This window comes from Brevundimonas sp. VNH65, assembly GCF_049445955.1.
Classification (GTDB): domain Bacteria; phylum Pseudomonadota; class Alphaproteobacteria; order Caulobacterales; family Caulobacteraceae; genus Brevundimonas.
The window spans coordinates 22593-43677 of sequence record NZ_JBMSDX010000008.1 but is presented as its reverse complement, the minus strand read 5'-3'; the positions used below and the strand labels follow the sequence as shown (position 1 = coordinate 43677).

Genomic DNA, 21085 nt, shown 5'->3' with positions numbered 1-21085 from the left:
TCTTGTTCGCAGGTGCGAACGTCGACGCAGCCTATCCCGCGGTCGCCTCCGCCAGATCGGCCAGACGTGCGGCGGCGTCGGGAATGGCGACCGTCCGCGCCGCCGCGCTCATGTTCGCCAGACGCCCCGGATCGGACAGGACGTCGGACAGGGCGGCTGTCAGACGCTGGACCGTGACGTCATCCTCGCGGATCACCTCGGCGGCGCCGACGTCGGTCAGGGCCCGGGCGTTCAGGGTCTGGTGGTCGTCGGTGGCGATCTTCAGCGGGATCAGCACGGACGGCAGGGCGGCGACGGCCAGTTCGGCGCAGGTCGAGGCGCCGGCCCGGCCGACGACCAGATGGGCCGCCGACAGCCGGGCCGCCATGTCGCGGAAAAAGGGCGCCACCTCGGCGTCGATCCCGGCCTTGAGATAGATCTGGCGCGCCGTTTCCATGGTCTCGGGCCGCGACTGCTGCTGGACCTTCAGCCGGCGCCGCAGCGCCTCGGGCAGAGCGGCGAGCGCGCGGGGCGTCGTCTCCGACAGGATGCGGGCGCCCTGGCTGCCGCCGGTGACGAGGACATGGATCGGACCGTCGGCGGCCGGAGCGGAATAGGGCCGGTCGAACAGCGCGCGGATATCGGCCCGCACCGGACTGCCGACCACATCGGCCTGCAGCCCCGCAGGCGCATGGACCAGCGTCGGGAACGACGAGGCCACCCTCTTCACCCGCCCGGCCAGCATGCGGTTGGTGCGGCCCAGCACGGCGTTCTGTTCGTGGATCAGCGTCGCCCGTCCCTGCGTCAGGGCCGCGACCAGGGCCGGGGCCGAGGGGTAGCCGCCGAAGCCGACGACGATGGAGGGGTCCAACCGCTTGAACGCCGACCGGGCCTGCGACACCCCCTTCAGGATGGCCACCCCCGCCTTCAGCAGGGCCACGGGACCGGAGCCGGTGGCCGCGTCCAGATAAAGCTTCTCTTCTGCCGGAAAGTTCGCGGCGTACTGTTCGCCGCGCCGGTCAGTCGCCAGGACGACACGCCAGCCGCGCGCCGCCATTTCCCGCGCCAAAGCCTCGGCCGGGAACATATGACCGCCGGTGCCCCCGGCGGCGACGACGCAGACTTTGGAGTTCATGCTCGCTCTCTGGCTGGAGCTTCTCGAAGGGTGAAGAGTGCTAGTGACAAGTGAGTCGAGCTGGCCAGCGTGATGTCGACATCAGGAGCCAATCACCATTCACTAGCACTCTTCACCCCTCATGACAGGATACGCCGCCCCGGCCGCGAGAAGCTTGCGCCGGGCTCATAGGCGCCGGGCCGTCGGCGGGTCAGGGCCAGGGCGAACCCCATGGTCAGGCCCATGGCCAGCATGGACGAGCCGCCATAGCTGATGAAGGGCAGGGTCATGCCCTTGGTCGGGATCAGGTTCAGATTGACCGCGATGTTGATGCAGGCCTGCAGTCCGATCAGAGTGAACAGACCCGCCGCCGCCGTCTGTTCGAACGGATCGTTCAGCTTCATCGCCCGGCGCATGCCGCGCACCACGATGAAGGCGTACAGGCCGATGATGGTCAGGCTGAGCATCAGGCCGAACTCCTCGGCGCCCACGGAATAGATGAAGTCGGTGTGCAGATCGGGCACGTACCGCTTCATCACCCCCTCGCCCACCCCGCGCCCGAACAGGCCCCCGGCGCCGATGGCCTCGGACGCTCGGTCGATCTGGTGGGTGTCGGTGGTCTCCGGGCTGGTGAAGCGGCTGAGGCGGTCGCGCATGTGGCCGAAGGTGAAATACAGGCTGACCAGCCCCCCCGCCCCGGCCGTGGCCAGCACCGCCATCCATTTCAGAGGCACCCCGGCGAGGAAGAAGACCGTCATGAAGGTGGCCGTGATCAACAGGGTCTGGCCGATGTCGGGCTGGATCAACAGCAGGCCGACGACCAGGGCCCAGAAGCCGAAGGCGATGCTGACACCCGGCACCCCCTGCCCCTTCTGACCCTCGGCGAACATCCAGGCGGCGAAGACGATCAGACTGGGTTTGACGAACTCGCTGGGTTGAAGGCCGAACGGACCCAGGTTGATCCAGCGGGCGGCGCCCTTCACCTCATTGCCGATGAACGGCAGGGCCGCCATGACCAGGATCCCGCCCAGAAGGGTCAGGACCGCGACGCGCCGCACCCCCTTGGGCGACATCAGCGACATCAGGAACATCAGGGTCACCCCGCCCCCGGCCCAGACCATCATCCGCCAGGAATAGTGGAAGGGATCGGTGATCGATTCATCGGCCAGGATCGCCGCCGGGCTGGAGGCGAAGCTGAGCGCCACCCCGGTCGCCATCAGGATCAGGGCCGCCAGAAGCAGGCCGCGATCGACCGTCCAGAACCATTGCGCGATCAGGCCGGAATCGTTGCGAGAAAAGGGGCGGCTGTACGCGCTGTCGCTCATCACGGCCTCACTTTCCCGCTGCAAGCGGCTGGGCGCCGAGGTTCAGGACGGCGGCGCGGAAGGCCTCGCCGCGCGCCTCGAAATCCGGATACTGATCGAAACTGGCGCAGGCGGGGCTGAGCAGGACGACCTGCTCTCCGCCTCGGTCCTGCTGGGCCGCAGCGGCCGCGTCCCGCGCCGCCGCCTGGACCGCCGCCTCCATCGTATGGACGATGACGTGATCGACGTCGGTGAGCTTGGCCGCGAACGCCTCGGCCGCCTCGCCGATCAGATAGGCGCGGGCGATATGGGAATGCAGATCGCTCAGGTCGTCGATACCGCCGTCCTTGGCGCGGCCGCCCGCGATCCAGAACACCGACGGATAGGCGGCCAGAGCCTGACGCGCGGCGTCGGCGTTGGTGGCCTTGGAGTCGTTGACGAAGCGGACGTCGTCCAGGAAGCCGACCGTCTCCATGCGGTGGGCGAGACCGGGGAAGGACATAAGGCCTGAGACGGCGTCGTCGTGGGACACGCCCACGGCCCGCGCGGCGGCATAGGCGAAGGCGGCGTTCTGTCCATTGTGGCGGCCAGGCAGAGAACGGGCCGCAGATAGATCAGCGATCAGTTGACCATCGAGCCTGATCGCCTGAGCTAACGCAGAATATCCTTCTCCCCTCGGGGGAGAAGGTGGGCCCGGAGGGCTCGGATGAGGGGGTTGGCGCCACGAGCCATTTTCATCCGATGAGGCCCCGGACAGAGCCCCCTCATCCGTCTCGCTACGCGAGCCACCTTCTCCCCCGAGGGGAGAAGGATGGGTCCTGACATATTGGACCACCCAGCCACGCGACTGGAGATCGCGGTAGATATCCAGACCTGACCCTTCATCGACACCGACAAGAGCAAGTTTGGCGTCATCTCGGTCAGTCTGACATATGCCGGACATGGCCCCGAACAACCTCGCCTTCGCCGCCACATACCCCTCCATCCCCCCATGGCGATCCAGATGGTCGGGGCTGATGTTGGTCAGGATCGCCACATCGGGCGCGAAGCTGGTGGTCAGGTCCAGCTGGTAGCTGGACACCTCGATCACATAGACGGCGTCCGGCGTCGGCTCCGGCAGGGCCAGGACGCCGATGCCGATATTGCCCCCGACATGGACCGTCAGCCCGGCCTGTTTCAGCACCCAGCCGATCAGGGCCGTGGTCGTCGACTTCCCGTTGGTGCCGGTGATGGCCACGACCCGGGGCCGCTCGCCTTCGGGCAGGGCCGCCACGGCCCGGGCGAACAGTTCGATGTCGCCGATGACCGGCACGTCCGCCGCCTTCGCCCGATCCACCGTCCAGTGCGGTTTCGGATGGGTCAGGGGCGCGCCCGGCGACAGCACCAGGGCCGCGAAATCGGACCAGTCGGCCGTCGTCAGGTCCTCGACCCGGAACCCTTCGGCCTCGGCCTGCATCCGGCCCGAGACGCCGTCGTCCCACAGGATCGGGATCGCCCCCCCGGCCTGCAGGGCGCGCGCCGCCGTGATCCCCGACCGCCCCAGGCCGAAGACCGCGACCCGCCTGCCTTCAAAGCCGGGAACGGGGATCATGACATCAACGCAGTTTCAGCGTCGCGAGCCCGGCCAGGGCCAGGGCGGCGGCGATGATCCAGAAGCGGATGACGACGGTCGATTCCGGCCATCCCAGCTTCTCGAAATGATGGTGGATCGGCGCCATCAGGAAGATGCGCTTCTTGGTCAGCTTGTAGTAGCCGACCTGGATCATCACCGAGGCCGCCTCCATGACGAACAGGCCGCCGACGATGCCCAGCACCAGTTCGTGCTTGGTCGTCACCGCGATGGCGCCCAGCGACCCGCCGAGGGCCAGGGAGCCCGTGTCGCCCATGAAAATCTTGGCCGGCGGGGCGTTGTACCACAGGAAGCCCGCGCCCCCGCCGATCATGGCCGCGCAGAAGATGGCCAGTTCGCCCGATCCCGGCACGTGGTGGACGCCCAGGTACTCCGAGAAGATGAAGTTGCCGACCAGGTAGGAGATCACCCCGAACGCCGCCGCCGCCATCATCACCGGCACGATGGCCAGGCCGTCCAGCCCGTCGGTCAGGTTCACCGCGTTCGAAAAGCCGATGATGGTGAAGGCCGCGAACGCCACATAGAACCAGCCGATGTTCAGCAGCACGTTCTTGAAGAACGGGAAGGCGATCGAGGTTTCGAGGAAGGGCGAGGTCGGCGACTGGGTCATCCACAGCACCGTCAGCACGCCCGCGACGACCGCCACCACCGTCTGGGCCACCAGCTTCTGCTTGGACGTCAGCCCCGCCGAGGTCTGCTTCGTCACCTTGGCGTAGTCGTCGATGAAGCCCAGCACGCCGAAGGCCGCGGTCACCCCGGACACGATCCAGATATAGGGGTTGGTCAAGTCGCCCCAGAGGAAGACCGCCACGCCGATGCCGGCCAGGATCATCAGCCCGCCCATGGTCGGGGTGCCGACTTTCGACAGATGGCTGACCGGGCCGTCGTCGCGGATCGGCTGGCCCTTGCCCTGTTTGGCGCGCATCCAGTTGATGAAGCGGCTGCCCATGGCCACGGCCACGATCATCGCCGTCATCATCGCCAGCCCGACCCGCACCGTCTGGTACTGGATCAGGTTCAGCAGCGGATAGTCCTTCGCGACGTCGGCGAACTGGAGATAGAGCAGATAGAACATCAGGCGGCCCCCTCGGCCGGAAGATCAAGTGCGGCCAGGGCCTTGGCGACGACACCGGCCTTCGACCCGTTCGAGCCCTTGACCATGACGATGTCACCCGGCGCGACCAGTTCGGCGGCGCGGTCGGCCAGTTCGGCGGCGGTCGCCGCCCAGACGCCTCGGCGAGAGGCCGGCAGGACGTCGTGCAGGCGGCGCATCTCCGGCCCGGCGGTATGGACCACATCCAGTCCGGCCGCCTCGATTGCTTCCGACAGGCCCATGTGCAGGGCGGCGGACTGGTCGCCCAGCTCCAGCATGTCGGTCAGGACGACGATCCGGCGGCCGCCTTCGACCACCGGACGCGCGCCGAGACTCAGGAAACCCGCCCGCATCGACAGCGGATTGGCGTTGTAGCTTTCGTCCACCAGGGTGAAGTCGCCGCCCAGGATGCGCACGCGGCGCGTCTCGCCGCGCCCGGCCAGGGGCGCGAACTCTCCCAGAGCCTGGATCGCCGTCTCGACCGGAACGTCCAGGGCGTCCAGCATCAGGATGACCGCCAGGCTGTTCAGTCCCCAGTGAAAGCCCGACTGCTTCAGGCTGAAGACATGGGTCGTTCCCCAGATCTCCGCCTCGACCCGCGCGCCGACGCCCTCGATGGGCTGGAAGTCGATCAGGCGGGCGTCCTGGCCGGGGCCGGAGCCGAACTGGGCGATGCGGGCGCCGACATGCAGGGCCGCCTCGCGCAGATGGTCGACCCAGGCGTTGTCACCGTTGATGACCGCGACCCCGCCCGGACCCAGACCCTGGAAGATGGCCGCCTTCTCGCGCGCCACCCCGGCCTCGCCGTCGGAAAAGGCCTCGATATGCACCGGCCCGACGGTGGTGACGCAAGCCGCATGCGGTTGGACCATGCGCGACAGGGGCGCGATCTCGCCCGGCGCGTTCATGCCGATCTCGAATACGGCGCGTTCGACGGTCATGGGCATGCGCGCCAGGGTCAGGGGCACGCCGATGTGGTTGTTGTAGCTCTTTATCGAGGCGTGGGCGGGTCCGGCGAGATCGAGGCCCGCCTTGATCGCCTGGGTGACGCTGGTCTTGCCGACGCTGCCGGTCACGGCGCCGCGCCGGACGTGAGGCGCGCGGTCGCGGGCTGCGGCGCCCAGTTGTTCCAGCGCCTTCAGGGTGTCCGGCACCACGATGCACGGCCCGCCGTCCACCGGACGCTCGACCAGCGCCCCGGCAGCGCCGGCGGCGAAGGCGGCGGCGGCGAAGTCATGCCCATCCCGCGCGCCCTTCAGCGCCAGGAACAGGTCGCCGGCACCGATCTCCCGGCTGTTGTAGGTCAGGCCCGAGGCCTCGAAGACCCCGCCTTCGATACGGCCTTCGACGGCCAGGGCGATGTCCGTGGCGGTCCAGAGCGGAGCGGCGGCGTCAGGCATGGAGTCTCAGGGCTTCGGCGGCGACGGCGGCGTCGTCGAAAGGATGAGTCGTCCCTCCCACGATCTGCCCCTGTTCATGCCCTTTTCCGGCGACGACGACCACATCGCCGTCACGCATCATGGCGACGGCCTCTTCGATGGCGGCGCGTCGGTCGCCGATCTCGATCGCCTCGGGACACCCGCGACGCACCTCGGCGCGGATGGCGGCGGGGTCCTCGGAGCGCGGATTGTCGTCGGTGACGATGGCCACGTCGGCCAGCCGCCCCGCCACCGCGCCCATCAGCGGCCGCTTGCCGCGATCCCGGTCGCCCCCGGCGCCGAACACCACGATCAGCCGACCGCTGGCATGGGGCCGCAGGGCGTTCAGCACGGTCTCCAGCCCGTCGGGGGTGTGGGCGTAGTCGACATAGACCTCGGCGCCCGGACGACCGCCCTCGATACGCTGCAACCGCCCCTGAGCGCCCTGGATCGCCTCGAGCGCCGGCAGGACCCGGTCCGGGCAGTCCCCCGCCGCGATGCACAGGCCCGCGGCGACCAGGGCGTTGGCCGCCTGGAATCCGCCGGCGAGGGGCAGCAGCACGTCGTGCCGTGTCCCGCGCACCTCGATGACCAGGCGCTGACCCTCCGGCGTCGCGATCCGCTCGATCAGGGTCAGGTCACGGCCGCGCTCCCCCACGCCCATCACGCCCAGGCCGGACATGATCCCGGCGGAGGCGAAGGCCGAATAGGCGTCGGAGTCGGCGTTCAGCACCGCCGTCCGGCCGCGCGGCAACAGGGTGTCGAACAGCCTCAGCTTGGCCGCGCGGTAGTCCTCCATCGTGCCGTGATAGTCGAGGTGGTCCTGGGTCAGGTTGGTGAAGCCCGCCGCCTTCAGCGACACCCCGTCCAGGCGCCGCTGGTCGATGCCGTGCGACGAGGCCTCCAACGCCAGATGGGTGACCTCCTTGCGCGCCAGTTCGGCCAGCAGACGGGCGGCGTCGGCCGCGTCCGGGCTGGTCAGGCCCGGCCCGGTCAGGGCGTAGGTCTTCGTCCCCTTCTGACCGACGACGCCGAGCGTGCCCATGCTGGCCGACTTGTGGCCCATGGCCGCCCACATCTGGCGGCAGAAGGCGGCGACCGACGTCTTGCCGTTGGTGCCGGTCACGGCGACGCAAACACGCGGCTGGGCGCCGTAGAAGGCGCGGGCGGCGATGGCGTAGGCGCGCCGCACATCGCCCGACTGCACCAGAACGGGCGCAGCCTCCGCGGGGGTGTCCATCGGCGCCAGCACGGCGGCGGCGCCCTGGGCCAGGGCCTGGGGAATGAAGGCGCGCCCGTCCGCCTGCGTCCCCGGCAGGGCCACGAACAGGGCGCCGGGCGCGACCTTGCGGCTGTCGGCGGTGACCCCGGTGATCACCGGATCGGCGGAGAGATCGCGCCGCAGCAGTTCGGACAGGCGCACGGCCGGCGAAGCGGTCATCGGCCGTCGCCCTCCACGTCCTCGAACCGGACGACCTTTTCGCCCAGGGCGGTGCGATAGGGATCGGCGCGGCGCTGGACGCCCAGGAACGGGGCGATGCGATCGGCGATCCGGCCCACCGCCGGGGCGGCGACGAAGCCGCCGGTGCGCGGATAGGCGCCGGGCTCGTCGACCAGGACCAGGATGACGTACCGCTGGGTTCCGACGGGGCCGTCGGCGGGGAAGACGGCGGCGAAGGTGCCGACCGCATGGGTGGGGTCATAGCGGCCGTTGACCAGCTTGTTCGCCGACCCGGTCTTGCCGCCGAGCCGCAGCCCGGCCGCCTCGGCGCGACCGCCCGACCCGGCCACGACGTTGCGGCGCATCAGCTCCAGCATCGACAGGGAGGTCTCGGCCGACACCACCGTGCGCGGCTGATAGCCGGTCTGGCCGCCACGCCGGAAGCTGAGCGGGATGTAGCGTCCGCCATTGGCCAGGGCGACCATGGCCGAGGCCATCTGGATCGGGGTCACTGAGACGCCATAGCCGAAGGACAGGGAGGCCAGGGTGCTGTCGGACCAGTCGCGCGGGCGGATCGGCGTCGCCGATTCCTTCAGCTCTACCGGCGCCGCCTCCATGAAGCCGAAGCGGGTCAGATAGTCGCGCATGACGTCCCCGCCCATGCCGACGGCCAGGCGCGTGGTCCCGATGTTGGACGAGTGCAGATAGACTTCTTCCAGCGACAGGACGCGATTGGTGGCGTGGAAGTCCGCGATCTTGCGGTTGCCGATCATGAAGGCGCTCGAGGCGTCCAGCATGGTGTTCATGTCGGCCTGACCGGTGTCCAGGGCGGCGGCGACGGTGAAGGTCTTGAACACCGACCCCATTTCGTAGCGGGCGCTGACGGCGGGATTACCCGGCCGGTCGTAGGGCCAGCTGGCCATGCCCAGGATTTCGCCGGTGCGCGCGTCGGCGACGACGCCGATCACGCCCTTGGCCTGCTGCTCGCGCCCGGCGGCGGCCAATTCGGTTTCCAGAACCGCCTGGATGCGCTGATCGATCGACAGGGGGAAGTCTTCGCCGCTCTGACCCGCGGCGCGAATGGCGTCGTTGAACGACAGCTCCAGGCCGGAGATGCCCACGCCGCCGCTGTCGGCCGCCCCGATCAGGCGCGCTGCCCCGCCCGTCAGCGGATAGACGCGCTTGTCCTCGGGCTCGAAGGTGACGCCGCCCAGCGCCAGGTCGTGAACGGCGGCGCGTTCGGCGGGCGTGAGGCCGCCCAGCACGATCAGGCGACGCTCGCCGAAGATCACGCGGCGCAGCTTGACCGCGTCGGCGCGCGGGAGTGCGCGGCGGATCTGGTCGAAGGCGGCGCGCCGGTCCCAGACCTCGCTCGGATCGATGTAGAGACCGTAGTGGGTGATGTTGGTCGCCATCAGGGCGCCGTTGCGATCGGTCAGGTCGGCGCGCAGCAGGGCGCCCGGATGGCTCGCCGAGCCGACGCCGCCCTTGGGCGCGAACAGGGCCGCCCGCGCCGCACCCACCGCCAGGACAGAAAACACCAGACAGAAGACGCCGAGCAGCAGCACGATGCGGACGCGGGTGTCCTCTTCCGGCCGCCCGTCGGCCCTGGCGCGCTCGAAGGCGTGCTCGATCCACCAGACCAGGGACCCGACCCAGCGCAGGCCGGGCGAGACGACGGCGCCCAGATCGGGACGGGAGGCAGGCCGCGTCGGGGCGCGATGATCGTGGATCGTCATCGCTCGGTCTCCGGAACGTCCGGGGCCGTTGCGACCGGCGCAGGCGCGTGGGACTCTGCGGCGGACGAGGCCTCGCTGATCGCGGGCAGGCGGCCTTCGTCGCCCAGGCGATGCACGTCCACCGGGGCCAATCCCGCCTGGCGCGACAGGGATTCCAGCCGCCCGGGCTGCTCCAGCCGGGCGACCTCGGCGCGAAGCAGCCGCACCCGCTGGCGATGTTCGGCGATCTCGCGCTCGATTTCGCCGATGCGCGCGTTCTCGCGGGCCGCCGCCGTCTTCGCGACATAGACCGACAGGACCATCACCGCCACCGCAGCGGCCCCGATGATCTCGATCCAGCGGATGCCCCGCACCTTCCAGTTCACCAGGCGGCGCATCAGGTCCAGGGGCGTGGCGAGCAGGCCGGTCATGCCGCCATCTCCGCCTGGAAGGGACCCCAGGCCGGGGCCTCGGTGCGGACGCCGGCGCGCAGGCGGGCCGATCGCGCGCGCGGATTGGCCGCCAGCTCCGCCTCCCCGGCCTCCTGCGCGCCCTTGAAGGCCAGGGTGAAGCTGGGGCGGCGGCTGTCCGAAATCTGCGGCGCGTGCCGCGACCCGCCCGGCGTCGCGCCGGTCCGCTCGGTGAAGAAGGCCTTGACGATTCGGTCCTCCAGCGAATGGAAGGTCACCACCGCCAGCCGACCGCCGGGCGCCAGACACGCCTCCGCCGCGGCCAGACCCGCGCGGAGTTCGCCCAGCTCGTCGTTCACCGCGATCCGCAGCGCCTGGAACGTGCGCGTGGCCGGATGGGTCGGGGCGCCGCGACGTCCGCCCAGGGCCTTCTCCACCACCTCGGCCAGATCCAGCGTCCGCTCGAACGGACGCTCCTGGCGGCGGCGCACAATGGCCGTGGCGATGCGCCCGGACTGGCGCTCCTCGCCGTACAGCTTGATCAGCCAGGCCAGGGGGCCGTGCTCATAGGTGTTGACGATATCGGCGGCGCTGGGACCATCGGAGGACATCCGCATGTCCAGCGGTCCGTCGCGCATGAAGGAAAAGCCGCGCTCGGCCTGGTCCAGTTGCATGGACGAGACGCCGATGTCGAATACCGCTCCGTCCAGTCGCGCCTGGCCGCTGGCGTCGAAGGCGGCTGACAGGCCCGAAAAGGGCGTTTCGACCAGGCTGAAACGGCCGGGGAATTCCGTCGCCAGGGCCTCGGCGTGCGGACGCACCGACGGATCGCGGTCCAGGGCGATGACCTCGGCCCCGGCCTGGAGGATAGCCCGACTGTAGCCGCCGGCCCCGAAGGTGGCGTCGATGACCGTGTCGCCGTGACGCGGCGCCAGGGCGGAGATCACCTCGTCGAGCAGGACCGGCGCGTGCGGAGAGGTCATGCGCCCTCCCCCATCAGGGTGTCGCGCGCCAGGGCACGAACCGGGGCGCGGCGTTCCTGCCAGCGCGCACGGTCCCAGATCTGGAACCGCTTGCCCTTGCCGACGATGACGACGTCGTCGGTCAGGCCGGCGTCCTGGCACAGGCTTTCGGGCAGAACGATCCGCCCGCCCCCGTCATAGGTCAGGGCCCGTTGGCCGCCGTAGAAGGTCTCCTCCAGCGCATCGCGCTGGGCGCTGCCGAAAGGAAGGGCCTCGATTCGCTCCAGATAGAGGGCCGACAGGGCGTCGCCCCCGGCCTCCAGGCAATCGTCGGTCAGGGACAGAAGGCAGAAGACGCCGTGCTCGGCGCCGGTCGCGGCGGTGCGGAATTCCTGAGGAATCTGCAGACGGCGCTTGCCGTCCAACTGTTTCTCATAGGTTCCGAGGAACACGACCCAGCCCACTCGGGTCCTTCGACCCGTCCCTGAAACACACACGACGCCGAGGAAACCGACGCCCCCATCCCACGCTACGAACCGGCGATAACATGGGATTTTCTGGGCCTCAATGGCACTGATTGGGCTTGCCTGGCAGAGTTCCTTTAATGTTCCGGCGAAGCTTCGCCGAAAATATCGAAACATACAGGGAACATCCGCGTGCGCGCGGCCCTCACACAGGGTTAGCGAATACGGTAACCAATAGATTAACCTTGGAATTCAGGCGCCCCCTCCCAGGGCGCGCCGACGTGAGTCGTCCGCGCCACAGTCGCCGCAAATCGTGCTGGGGATTTTTTCGGGGAGAGGCGTCAGACGGCCTGTAAGCCGGGTTCTGTTCCGCATCCGAAGACGCGGCGACGATCATTCCTCTGGACCGGCCATTGCTGGACGGTTCTCGCGACCTACCCGGACGCCTGGGGCGGTGAGCCCTGCGGCCGAAACCGCGCGACGTCCCTATTTGGTCTTGCTCCAGGCGGGGCTTGCCATGCCGTCGACGTTGCCGCCGACGCGGTGGGCTCTTACCCCACCCTTTCACCCTTGCCGCCCGCGAACGGGAGGCGGTTTGCTTTCTGTGGCGCTTTCCCTCGGGTCGCCCCGGGCGGAAGTTATCCGCCGCCTTTTCACCGTGGAGCCCGGACTTTCCTCGACGGGACCGAAGCCCCGCCGCGACCGCCCGGCCGTCTGACCGCGCCCTGATCGGCCTTTAGGAGCGGCGCGTCAACTTTCTCCCTCCCCTTCATGGGGAGGGATGTCGGCGCGCCGCGACGACAGGGTGGGGAAGTCCGCCGCCAATCTCGCTCTCACTTCGGGGGAGGGAGAAGGGTCAGAGCACCCCGGTCACGCTCTCGGCCGTCGCCAGTTGCAGGACGCCCATCAGGGTCGCGCGGGTTTCGGCGTCGGCGACGCCGTCGATGCGGTGCTGGCGCCAGTGGCGCTGGAAGGCGCGCACCGTCGCGGTGGTCTCCGCGTCATAATCCGCGCCCGGCTTCAGGCCGTAGCCGAGCCGGTGCAGGCCGGACCGCAAGACCATGACCCCCAGCCCCTCGTCGCCGGCCTGGAGCAGGCCGCCGCCCGGCGACGCCTCGAGCGCGGCAATGCGCTCCGGCGCCGGCTCGAACCACAGGCCGTGCCCGGCGCCCGCCAACCGCTTCCAGGGAAACCGCTCGCCGGGATCCTCCTTGCGCTGAGGAGCCAGATCCGAATGGGCGATGATGCGGGCGTCGGGAATGTCCCAGCGCGAGCGGATGTCGCCGACCAGGGCGATCACCGCCGCGATCTGGGCGTCCGGGAAATCACGATAGCCGAACTCATGGCCGGGATTGACGATCTCTATGCCGATCGAGGCGGCGTTGCAGTCGTCCTCGCCCTGCCACACGCCCCGGCCGGCATGCCAGGCGCGGCGTTCCTCGGGCACCAGGCGAAGGATCGATCCGTCCTCGTCGACCACATAGTGGGCCGACACCCTGGCCTCGGGATCGCGCAGGCGGGCGACGGCCGCCTCGGCCGAGCGCATGCCGGTATAGTGCAGCACCAGCATGTCCGGCGGGGCGCGGCGTGTGTCGAAATTGGGGGACGGCGCCTCGGCGACGGTCAGCACAGGATGTCCGGCGGGCTCAGCGCCCGGTCCGCTCCCAGCCATAGGTGACCCAGGTGTCGCCGACCTTGCGGGCCTCGATGACATCCTCGGCGGGATCGTCGGCGCGACGGTTGCGACCCACGGCCTGACGCCGGGCGCGCAGGGCGAAGCCGGCGAAGAACACCACCACTCCGGCGCACAAGGCGAAGACGGCCACGGCGATCGCGGTGAACACCGCCAGCACCGCCCCGATCGCCAGGGCGACCACGGTGGCGATCATCCCGGCCAGGGCCGTGAAGGGGGCCGTCCACGACGTCCGGCGGCGCGCGCCGAAACCCAGAGAGGCGACAGGATCCTGGACCATGGACCTTCCTTAGGGGCGGCGGAGGAGCGCCGCAGAAGACGACAGCATCCGCCCACGGACATGAACCGTCAATGACCGAGACGACACCGGGACGGTTCGACGCATCACGATCACAGCGGCTGGTCGGCCAGAACGACGGCGCCGCGGCCGCGCAGACGCTCGGCCTGGACCTGATCGACCACCGCGCGGGCGTCCGGATCGGCGGTCATGGCGCCTATGCCGACCAGCACCCGCGCCGCCTCGCCGGACACGCCGAAGGCCGACGACAGGGCCTCCCACGGCGATTCCGGCTTGGGATAACGCTTGAACCGGACCGAACGGTCGTCCGGAATCTGCGCCAGCTGCCGCGCCTTGGTGATCGCCTCGGTCAGGCCGCCGAGCTGGTCGACCAGACCCAGATCCTTGGCCTGGGCGCCGGTCCAGACGCGCCCCCTTGCGATCTCGCGCACCCGTTCGGCCGGCAGGCGACGGCCGGTCGACACGCGGGCGATGAACTCGTCATAGGTGCGGTCCATCGAGGCCGAGAAGGCGGCCCTCTGAGCGGCGGTGAAGGGTTCGCTGGTCGAGAAGGCCGAGGCGTAGTCGCCGCCGACCGACAGGCCGCGCAGATCGACGCCGAAACGGCCCAGGGCGTCGGCCAGCACGAACTTGCCTCCGAACACGCCGATCGAACCGGTCAGGGTCGAGGGCTGGGCCACGATCCAGTCGGCCTCGGAACTGATCCAGTAGCCGCCGGACGCCGCATAGGCGCCCATGGACACCACCACCGGCTTGCCCGCCGCCCGCGCCGCGCGCACAGCCGCCAGGATCTGCTCCGACGCCTCGGGCGACCCGCCCGGCGAGGACACGCGGAAGACGATGGCCTTCACGTCCTTGTCCTTGATCGCGTCATAGATGGCGCCGGCCGTGTCGTCCGACTTGATCGACGAGCCCGAGCCTAAACCGCCGCCCTGGCCCGTGCCGGTCAGGATGGAGCCCTCGCCGCCGACGATGGCGATGGCGTCCCGGCCCGAACCGATCCGTTCGCCCTTGGCCGAGGCGTAGTCGTCGAACTCCAGCAGCTTGGCGCTCTTGCCGGCCAGCTTCAGGGCCTCGTTCTCGGCCTCCTCGACCTGGCCGACCTTGTCGATCAGCTTGGCGGTCAGGGCCTGATCGGCCGAATAGGGTCCGCCCTCGATCGTCGTCCGCAGGGCCTGCGGCGTCATCTTCCGGTCCGCCGCCGCATTGGCCAGGGCGCTGCCGTAGATCGACCCCATCCAGGCGGCCATCGCCTCGCGGTGCGGCTCGGTGAAATCGCTCTGGGTATAGCCGTTGACGGCGTTCTTGTATTCGTAGCGCTGCTCGAACTCGGGCCGAACGCCGTACTTCTGGAAGGCGCGGCCGAGGAACACCTCTTCCGTCGAGAAGCCCGTGGCCTGGAAGCTGGCGGTGTTCTGCATCCACAGTTGGTCGGCGGCGGCCCCGACCATATAGGAGGAAATCACCGTCCCCAGGGGCATGAAGCCCTGCGAATGGGCCACCACCGGCTTGCCGGCGCGGCGGAAGCGGTGCACCGCCTGGCGGATTTCATCGGCCGAGGCCGGGGTCAGGCCGGCTTCCGGCAGGCGGATCAGCAGAGCCTTGATCGACCCGTCCTTCTCGGCCTGGGCCAGAACGTCCACGACCTGCATCACCGACATCGACGTCCCGCCGAATGCGGCGAAGGGGTTCAGCGGCGCCTGGTCGGTCAGGCCCTGCCGCAGATCCAGCTCCAGCACCGAATGGGCCGGGGTGGCGGGCTTGGACGAGCCGGCGGCCACGGCCATCATCACCAGGACGATCGGCACGACCACCAGGAACAGCACCAGGCCGGTGAAGACGCCGAGCACGGTCAGGAAGAACTGCTTCATGGGAGGAGGAGCATCCGTCATTCGGCCGGATTTCGGCCCGCTGCGACCATAGAGGCGCAAAGGTGGGCGTCAAATGAAGGAACGGAAAGAGATTTCGCCTGACGGTCGACTCCCTGACCGGCAAGCCGGCGCCCGGCCTTTTCGCACCCGCGTCACGGCGCCGCGGCGCCGCGATTGATAGCCGGAGTAGAAATCCCTATATCAGCCGCCTGCGAGCGGGGGCCCATGCCCCGCGTCACCAAGGGACCGGGATCCTCCCATGCTGGTCACCCTGATGAAATCCAAACTGCATCGCGCCACCGTGACGCAGGCTGATCTGGATTATGAAGGCTCCATCGCCATCGACCGCGACCTGCTGGACGCGGCGAGCATCCTGCCGCACGAACAGGTCGACGTGCTGAACATCACCAACGGCGCGCGCTTCACCACCTACGCCATCGAGGCCCCGCGCGGCTCCCGGGTCATCGGCGTCAACGGCGCCGCCGCCCGTCTGGTGCAGAAGAACGACAAGGTGATCGTCGTCACCTACGGCCAGCTTCCCCAGGAAGAGGCCCGTCAGTGGAACCCGACCGTGGTCCTGCTGGACGACGACAACCACATCAAGCGCGCGGCCTGAACCAGAAACGCCTTCTCCCCTCGGGGGAGAAGGTGGCAGGCGCAGCCTGACGGATGAGGGGGCTGTCGCCGCCGCCTCGTCGTTTCCGCCTGCTGACAGCTCGGCAGAGGACACATCCCCTTCATCCGGCCCTCCGGGCCACCTTCTCCCCCGGAGGGGAGAAGGGGCCTGCGTCGATCACCGCGCGATGTCGTAGACGCCGGTCACGTCGATCTTGACCGACAGTTCGCCGCCCGACACCGAGGTGCCGCCGGCGTCCATGGCCTGGGCGCGCATGGCGTACATCGGCATCGGCGGCGGGGCGGTGTAGCCGCCGCCCTCGTTCAGGCTACGGATGCCGCCCAGTTGCACGCCCAGGGCCTGGGCATAGAGCCGGGCCTTGGCCTGCAGGGCCTGCACCGCCTTGACACGGGCCTCGTTCTCGGCGGCCGTCGGATCCTTCAGGCCGAAGCTGACGCCGTCGATCTGGTTCACGCCCGCGGCCACGACCGCATCCACCGTCGCGCCGGTCTTCGTCAGGTCCATGACCCGAACCGTCACGTGGTTGGAAGCCTGATAGCCGCGCAGCTTCGGCGGCTGGTTCTCCTGATAGTCGTACTGGGCCTGAAGGTTCAGGCCCGAGGTCTGGATGTCGCGCTCGGCCACGCCCGCGCGGCGCAGGGCGGCGACGACCTGGTTCATCCGGGTCGCATTCTGGGCCATGGCCTCCTGGGCCGTCGCCGCCTCGGTGACGACGCCGAAGTTGACCGTGGCCATGTCCGGGGCCACCCGCACCTCGCCCGACGCATTGAGATTGAGGGACGGCTGGGTCTGGATCATCTGGATGGTGCTCTGGGTGGGCGAAACGGCGGTCTGGGCGAGAGCGGACGGCGCCGTCAGGGCCGTGGCGCCCGCCAGAGCCAGGCCGAAGGCCAGCATCGGAAGGGCCGCGCGACGCGGCGACATCGGCGTGCGCGCCAGGACGGCGGTCTCGGCGCGGGCGGGGGTGCGGAACATCATCTATCCTCCGGAACAGGCATCGGCCGCCCGATGTGGACGACCGTCATGGCCGAACTTGGCCCATGCCGGCTGAACGCGGCGCGAGGCCCCGGCTCAGCTTCCGTTCATCTGCATGACATCGGCGACAGGGATGCGGCGCGGCCATGGCCAAGGCGCGAAAAATCCGCGCCTGGCCGGTCTTTGCACCCGGCCCCCGGCCTGCTAACCCCGGCACCTGCCGCGTACGGCGGACAGCGGGCGCGTAGCTCAATGGTTAGAGCCGACCGCTCATAACGGTCTGGTTGGGGGTTCGAGTCCCTCCGCGCCTACTGTCGTCCTTCGATCGCGCCCAGCGCCGCGCGGAAGACCTCGTTCAGGGCCTTGGACGGGGTGTCGCCCAGGGCGGTGTGTTCGCTGTCGCCGGCGGTCACGGCGGCGCCGAAACGGTCGCCGACCGCCGTCAGGGTCCATTTGGCGCCGGGCAGGGTCGCCTCGATCAGGGCCACCACCTCGGCCAGGTCATAGTCGGGCGGGGCGCTGCCCATGGCGAAACGCCAGAGCTCTTCCTTGTTGCGGACGTGGGCGAAGATGGCCCCTGTCGACACGCCGGCCGCATCGGCCAGGGCCCGCAGGGTCACGTCCTGAAACCCCACCGTGCGAAACAGGTGGGCGGCGGTCTCGCGGATGTTCTGGGCGGTCTGCGCCTTCATACGCTCGCGCCGCCCCATGGGGACGGGCTTTTCGGTATCCATGGTCGTCGCCTCCGCCGCCCGTCTTGGCGCGGGCGGTTCTGGAGCGGAATCAAGACCTGTTTCTGCTGAAACGCAACCTGAGATTTGTGCGGCGCGACGAAAATGGGGGAAAACCGCCGACCCATGCTACCGGAGCGCGACCTGAGCCGTTCCCGCGCCTACCAGCGGCGCGGCGGCCTGCGGTCCTGATTTCGCCGCCGGGCGGGACGATCGGTCCAGCGGTCGTCCCCCCAGACCTGCCTGTCGGGCACATAACGCCCGTCGCGATCGTACCAGCCGTAGCCCGCCTGGAAGCCGCCCCACCCTTCCAGCGCATAGCCGTCGTCGTGATAGGCCTGGCCCAGCGCGCCTTCTTCCTCCGCCCACCAGGCGTAGGGATAGGGCGAATACTGGCAGACGAAACCGCGGCGGCCGTCCGTCTCCCAGATCGGCACGTGACGATCGCGATGGCGCGGGCGGAAGGTGGGACGGCACACCTGCGACCGTGTCCAGACCCGGTTGTCGCGAGCCTCCAGGCTGGCGCGCGGCTCGTCCCAGAACACCCGATCCACGCCGGCGAAGATATTGCCCACGATCACGGCGCGGCCGGCGATGGCCGCCACCCCGACCTCGCGCGCCCGAATGCGGGAATCCGACAGCGCCAGTTCGCCGTTGTAGAGCACCGCGCCCTTGTCAGTGCGACAGATGCGCAGGCCGCGAGCCTGCACCGCCACGCCCTCGACGGCGAGCCCCTCGGCGAAGCCGCAGATGCGGCTGTTGTTGATCTCGGTGCGCGCCGAATCCTGACGCGCCCGCACCGCCACGCCGATGGCGCGCGGACCGAAGCTGTTGGGCGTTCCGACGCCGGTCAGGGTGGTGCTGTGAATGTTGGACGGGGCGCGCGCGCCCTGCTCCAGGTCGATCCCGGCCACCGATCCGCTGATGATCAGGTTCTGGGTGTTCAGGGTGGCGTTTTCGGCCACCAGGGCCGCGCCGCTGGTGCGGGCGTCGATCTGGGCGTCGCGCAGATCCAGCAGACCGCCGCGCAGGTCGATCGCCGGTTCCATCCCTTCATGCCGCAACGCCACGCGCCGCATGACGATGTCGGCGTCCTCGCCCGTCACACAGGCGGCCGAGCCGCCGCGCGGCGACAGCAGGGTCAGGTCCTGGATCGTCACCTGCACGCCCGGCGCCACCGTCAGGCAGGGGCGGCCGTCCGGGGCCTGCAGCACCGCCGCCGGCACCCGGGCGCCGGTGCGCGGATCAAAGCCGCCCTCGCCCTGAAGGGTGATCGGCTTGTCGATGTACAGCCAGCCGACGCAGATCCCGCCCTGGCCGCGCAGGGTCAGGGCGCCGCCGGGACGCAGCGCCTGGATCGCCGATTCCAGCGCCTCTCCGTCCGGCCCGCCGCAATCGACGACGATCTCATCCTGCTCATAGCCCCAGCCGGGTCCGCCGTCGCCCCACCCCGGCCCGCCCCAACCCGGCCGGTAGTCGTCGTAGGCGTAGCGGGGTCTGCGCCGGTGCGGGCGCGTGGGCGGGTCGAGCAGCAGGCCGAAATTGGGCCGGGTGCGGCTTTCGACCCGCGCGGCCGTCTGGGCTTCGGCCTTCGGCGGGGCCGCCATCAGATCGACGGCCAGCAGGGCCGCGACGGACGCCGCCACGGACAGGACGCGCGAACGGGACATGCGGAAGGACTTCACGACGGCCTCCTCTCGGCGCGGGACACCTGGGCCAGGACGGCGCGCAGGCGGTGGGCGGACGGACCGAAGCCGGCCAGAGCCGAGTCCAGGCGATAGGCGACGGACTGGGCCTTGTTCTGATCCGCCACGCCCGCGACGCCCAGGGCGAAGAAGGTGGACATGGCGAACTTGGCCTCGGCGTTGCCCTGGCGATCGGCCACCGAATACCAGTGGAAGGCGCGGGCGTAGTCGACCGGCACGCCGATGCCTTCGGAATACATGACCGCCAGCACCAGCTGGGCCTCGGACGACCCGTTGACCGCCGCCAGCTGCACGGCGCGGACCTTCTCCAGGGCCGACAGATCGCCGTCCATCGGATGACCGAGCAGGGCCTCCAGCGTCTGGACGTCGCGCCCGGCCAGCTGGTCGCGGAACTCCGGCGCCGTCGAGACGACGCCGAGGAACCGCAGCGCGCGCCCGACATGGACGAAGGGCAGTTCGTGAATGCGCGACAGGGCGATCTCGAAGGCGTCGCCCTGGGGCCGGCTCTCGTCCGAGAAGGGCACGCCCGAGGCCGGCGCCTCGTTGGGATAAAATTCGTAGGGCGGGATCCAGCGCCGCGCCTTGGCCTCGACCAGCGACCCCTGCCGCGCGCGCGTGGGCGACGACCGTTCGAAATCCTTCAGCAGCACATAGGCGCCGACGTCGCCCGTCTGGGTCGCCAGATAGTTGAACAGATAGGCGTCCACGTCATTGCGCTGGAACAGGCTGACGGACGCAGGCCGGGCGGCGGCCCAGCGGGCGTCGCGGCCGACCCCGTCCTTGCGCCCGGACGCCGACTTGCCCTCGGCGTTGTCCTGCGGTTCGCCGAACGGTCCGTAAAGGCCGTCGTGCAGCCGCGCCAGCGTCCGGAAGCCCTCGGCGCCCTGGGTCGACAGCACATAGATGATGCGGTCGCGGACCTGTTCCTGTTCATCCCGCGTCATGCGCGACAACAGGGTCTCCAGCCGGTCATAGGCGACCTTGCGCTCCCAGGCGCGACAGTCGTCGTATCGCGACAGGGACTTCAGCCGACCGAACACACCCTGGCGCTCCACCCGGTTGATCGGCGCATAGCCCTGGTCGTTGCCCAGGGCCATGGCGGTCCAGGTCGCGCTCTCGATCGCGTCCTCGATGTTCTTGTCGGTGGCCCGCGCGCCGGAATAGCGCAGCCCGAGCTCCAGCTGGGCGAAGAAGTCGCCCCGGAATCCGGCGCGACGCAGCGCCCGCAGTCCCTGCTCCTGGGCGTTGAACTCCCCGTCGGTATTCGCCGCCGGACGGGGGCAGGCGTTGGCCGTCTCGCCGCGCCGCCAGGGCGTCTGGCCCGAACCGCAGCCGGCCAGAAGGGCCGAGGCCACAAGAAGCGACAGAGCCGCGCCGCGGGTCGCGGCCCGACCCTCGCGTCGACGCAGAGCGGTCGGTCGGGCCTGACGCCGCGCCTCGCGCTGACCTTCGCCGTGTCCGACCATGCGCCTCCCCCGCCCCGACGGACCCCTCGATCCGCGTTAACCATTCCCCAAACTCGGCCGTTGGTCCAGTGACCTTCGTTCGTCGTGCGTCGTTCGAGGGAGGAAAAAATCGCGATCCGGGACAATACGTTCGCCCCAAAGGCGCAGGATTCCCCAGTCGCGGGAAAAGCGGCCT

The 21085-nt window shown here is 69.7% G+C and carries 18 protein-coding genes, 1 tRNA gene and 1 other RNA gene; 2 read left to right on the top strand and 18 right to left on the bottom strand.

What is annotated here, in order from left to right; genetic code table 11:
- Positions 1-31: 31 nt before the first annotated feature.
- From murG to sppA, 14 genes are all read right to left on the bottom strand, one after another.
- On the bottom strand, positions 32-1114 hold the full coding sequence (gene murG, locus ACO2Q1_RS12740) for an undecaprenyldiphospho-muramoylpentapeptide beta-N-acetylglucosaminyltransferase (RefSeq protein ID WP_423329848.1): 1083 nt from the start codon (positions 1112-1114) through the stop codon (positions 32-34).
- Between the two features lie 119 nt (positions 1115-1233).
- A complete protein-coding gene (locus ACO2Q1_RS12735) occupies positions 1234-2418 on the bottom strand; it encodes an FtsW/RodA/SpoVE family cell cycle protein (protein ID WP_423329847.1) in 1185 nt (394 codons plus the stop codon).
- A 7-nt stretch (positions 2419-2425) separates the two neighbouring features.
- Positions 2426-3988, bottom strand: coding sequence for a Mur ligase family protein (locus ACO2Q1_RS12730; protein WP_423329846.1), 1563 nt, complete (start codon positions 3986-3988; stop codon positions 2426-2428).
- A 4-nt stretch (positions 3989-3992) separates the two neighbouring features.
- The gene (mraY, locus tag ACO2Q1_RS12725; protein WP_423329845.1) at positions 3993-5102 is read right to left on the bottom strand and encodes a phospho-N-acetylmuramoyl-pentapeptide-transferase; all 1110 of its coding nucleotides are present in this window, start codon (positions 5100-5102) and stop codon (positions 3993-3995) included.
- On the bottom strand, positions 5102-6520 hold the full coding sequence (locus ACO2Q1_RS12720; RefSeq protein ID WP_423329844.1) for a UDP-N-acetylmuramoyl-tripeptide--D-alanyl-D-alanine ligase: 1419 nt from the start codon (positions 6518-6520) through the stop codon (positions 5102-5104). Before ACO2Q1_RS12720 ends, mraY begins: the two co-directional genes overlap by 1 nt.
- Entirely contained in the window at positions 6513-7979 is a 1467-nt protein-coding gene (locus ACO2Q1_RS12715) for a UDP-N-acetylmuramoyl-L-alanyl-D-glutamate--2,6-diaminopimelate ligase (protein WP_423329843.1), read from the bottom strand. Before ACO2Q1_RS12715 ends, ACO2Q1_RS12720 begins: the two co-directional genes overlap by 8 nt.
- The gene (locus ACO2Q1_RS12710) at positions 7976-9718 is read right to left on the bottom strand and encodes a peptidoglycan D,D-transpeptidase FtsI family protein (protein WP_423329842.1); all 1743 of its coding nucleotides are present in this window, start codon (positions 9716-9718) and stop codon (positions 7976-7978) included. Before ACO2Q1_RS12710 ends, ACO2Q1_RS12715 begins: the two co-directional genes overlap by 4 nt.
- Positions 9715-10128, bottom strand: coding sequence for a cell division protein FtsL (gene ftsL, locus ACO2Q1_RS12705; protein WP_423329841.1), 414 nt, complete (start codon positions 10126-10128; stop codon positions 9715-9717). The genes ACO2Q1_RS12710 and ftsL overlap by 4 nt, the downstream gene beginning before the upstream one ends.
- Entirely contained in the window at positions 10125-11090 is a 966-nt protein-coding gene (gene rsmH / locus ACO2Q1_RS12700; RefSeq protein WP_423329840.1) for a 16S rRNA (cytosine(1402)-N(4))-methyltransferase RsmH, read from the bottom strand. The genes ftsL and rsmH overlap by 4 nt, the downstream gene beginning before the upstream one ends.
- Positions 11087-11533, bottom strand: coding sequence for a division/cell wall cluster transcriptional repressor MraZ (locus ACO2Q1_RS12695; RefSeq protein WP_423329839.1), 447 nt, complete (start codon positions 11531-11533; stop codon positions 11087-11089). Before ACO2Q1_RS12695 ends, rsmH begins: the two co-directional genes overlap by 4 nt.
- Positions 11534-11870: 337 nt before the next feature.
- Positions 11871-12251, bottom strand: an RNA gene (gene rnpB / locus ACO2Q1_RS12690) — RNase P RNA component class A.
- Between the two features lie 138 nt (positions 12252-12389).
- Positions 12390-13205, bottom strand: a complete 816-nt coding sequence (locus ACO2Q1_RS12685) for an N-acetylmuramoyl-L-alanine amidase (protein ID WP_423329838.1) — start codon at positions 13203-13205, stop codon at positions 12390-12392.
- Positions 13180-13506 carry a hypothetical protein gene (locus ACO2Q1_RS12680; RefSeq protein ID WP_423329837.1) on the bottom strand — a complete coding sequence of 109 codons (327 nt, stop codon included), beginning with the start codon at positions 13504-13506 and terminating at the stop codon, positions 13180-13182. The genes ACO2Q1_RS12685 and ACO2Q1_RS12680 overlap by 26 nt, the downstream gene beginning before the upstream one ends.
- A 110-nt stretch (positions 13507-13616) precedes the next feature.
- Positions 13617-15395 (bottom strand): signal peptide peptidase SppA, encoded by a 1779-nt coding sequence (gene sppA / locus ACO2Q1_RS12675; RefSeq protein WP_423329836.1) that lies wholly within the window; start codon positions 15393-15395, stop codon positions 13617-13619.
- Positions 15396-15654: 259 nt separating this feature from the next.
- Between sppA and panD the strand changes: the two genes are divergently transcribed.
- Entirely contained in the window at positions 15655-16011 is a 357-nt protein-coding gene (gene panD / locus ACO2Q1_RS12670; protein ID WP_423329835.1) for an aspartate 1-decarboxylase, read from the top strand.
- A 177-nt stretch (positions 16012-16188) separates the two neighbouring features.
- Here panD and ACO2Q1_RS12665 read toward each other — a convergent pair whose 3' ends face one another.
- Entirely contained in the window at positions 16189-17007 is an 819-nt protein-coding gene (locus ACO2Q1_RS12665) for an SIMPL domain-containing protein (protein ID WP_423329834.1), read from the bottom strand.
- A 238-nt stretch (positions 17008-17245) separates the two neighbouring features.
- Between ACO2Q1_RS12665 and ACO2Q1_RS12660 the strand changes: the two genes are divergently transcribed.
- Positions 17246-17318, top strand: a tRNA-Ile gene (locus tag ACO2Q1_RS12660).
- Here ACO2Q1_RS12660 and ACO2Q1_RS12655 read toward each other — a convergent pair.
- From ACO2Q1_RS12655 to ACO2Q1_RS12645, 3 genes are all read right to left on the bottom strand, one after another.
- On the bottom strand, positions 17316-17741 hold the full coding sequence (locus ACO2Q1_RS12655) for a TetR/AcrR family transcriptional regulator (RefSeq protein ID WP_423329833.1): 426 nt from the start codon (positions 17739-17741) through the stop codon (positions 17316-17318). The two genes, ACO2Q1_RS12660 and ACO2Q1_RS12655, sit on opposite strands and share 3 nt — an antisense overlap.
- A gap of 158 nt (positions 17742-17899) precedes the next feature.
- Entirely contained in the window at positions 17900-19423 is a 1524-nt protein-coding gene (locus tag ACO2Q1_RS12650) for a hypothetical protein (protein ID WP_423329832.1), read from the bottom strand.
- Positions 19420-20910 (bottom strand): tetratricopeptide repeat protein, encoded by a 1491-nt coding sequence (locus tag ACO2Q1_RS12645; RefSeq protein WP_423329831.1) that lies wholly within the window; start codon positions 20908-20910, stop codon positions 19420-19422. Before ACO2Q1_RS12645 ends, ACO2Q1_RS12650 begins: the two co-directional genes overlap by 4 nt.
- Between the last annotated feature and the right edge of the window lie 175 nt (positions 20911-21085).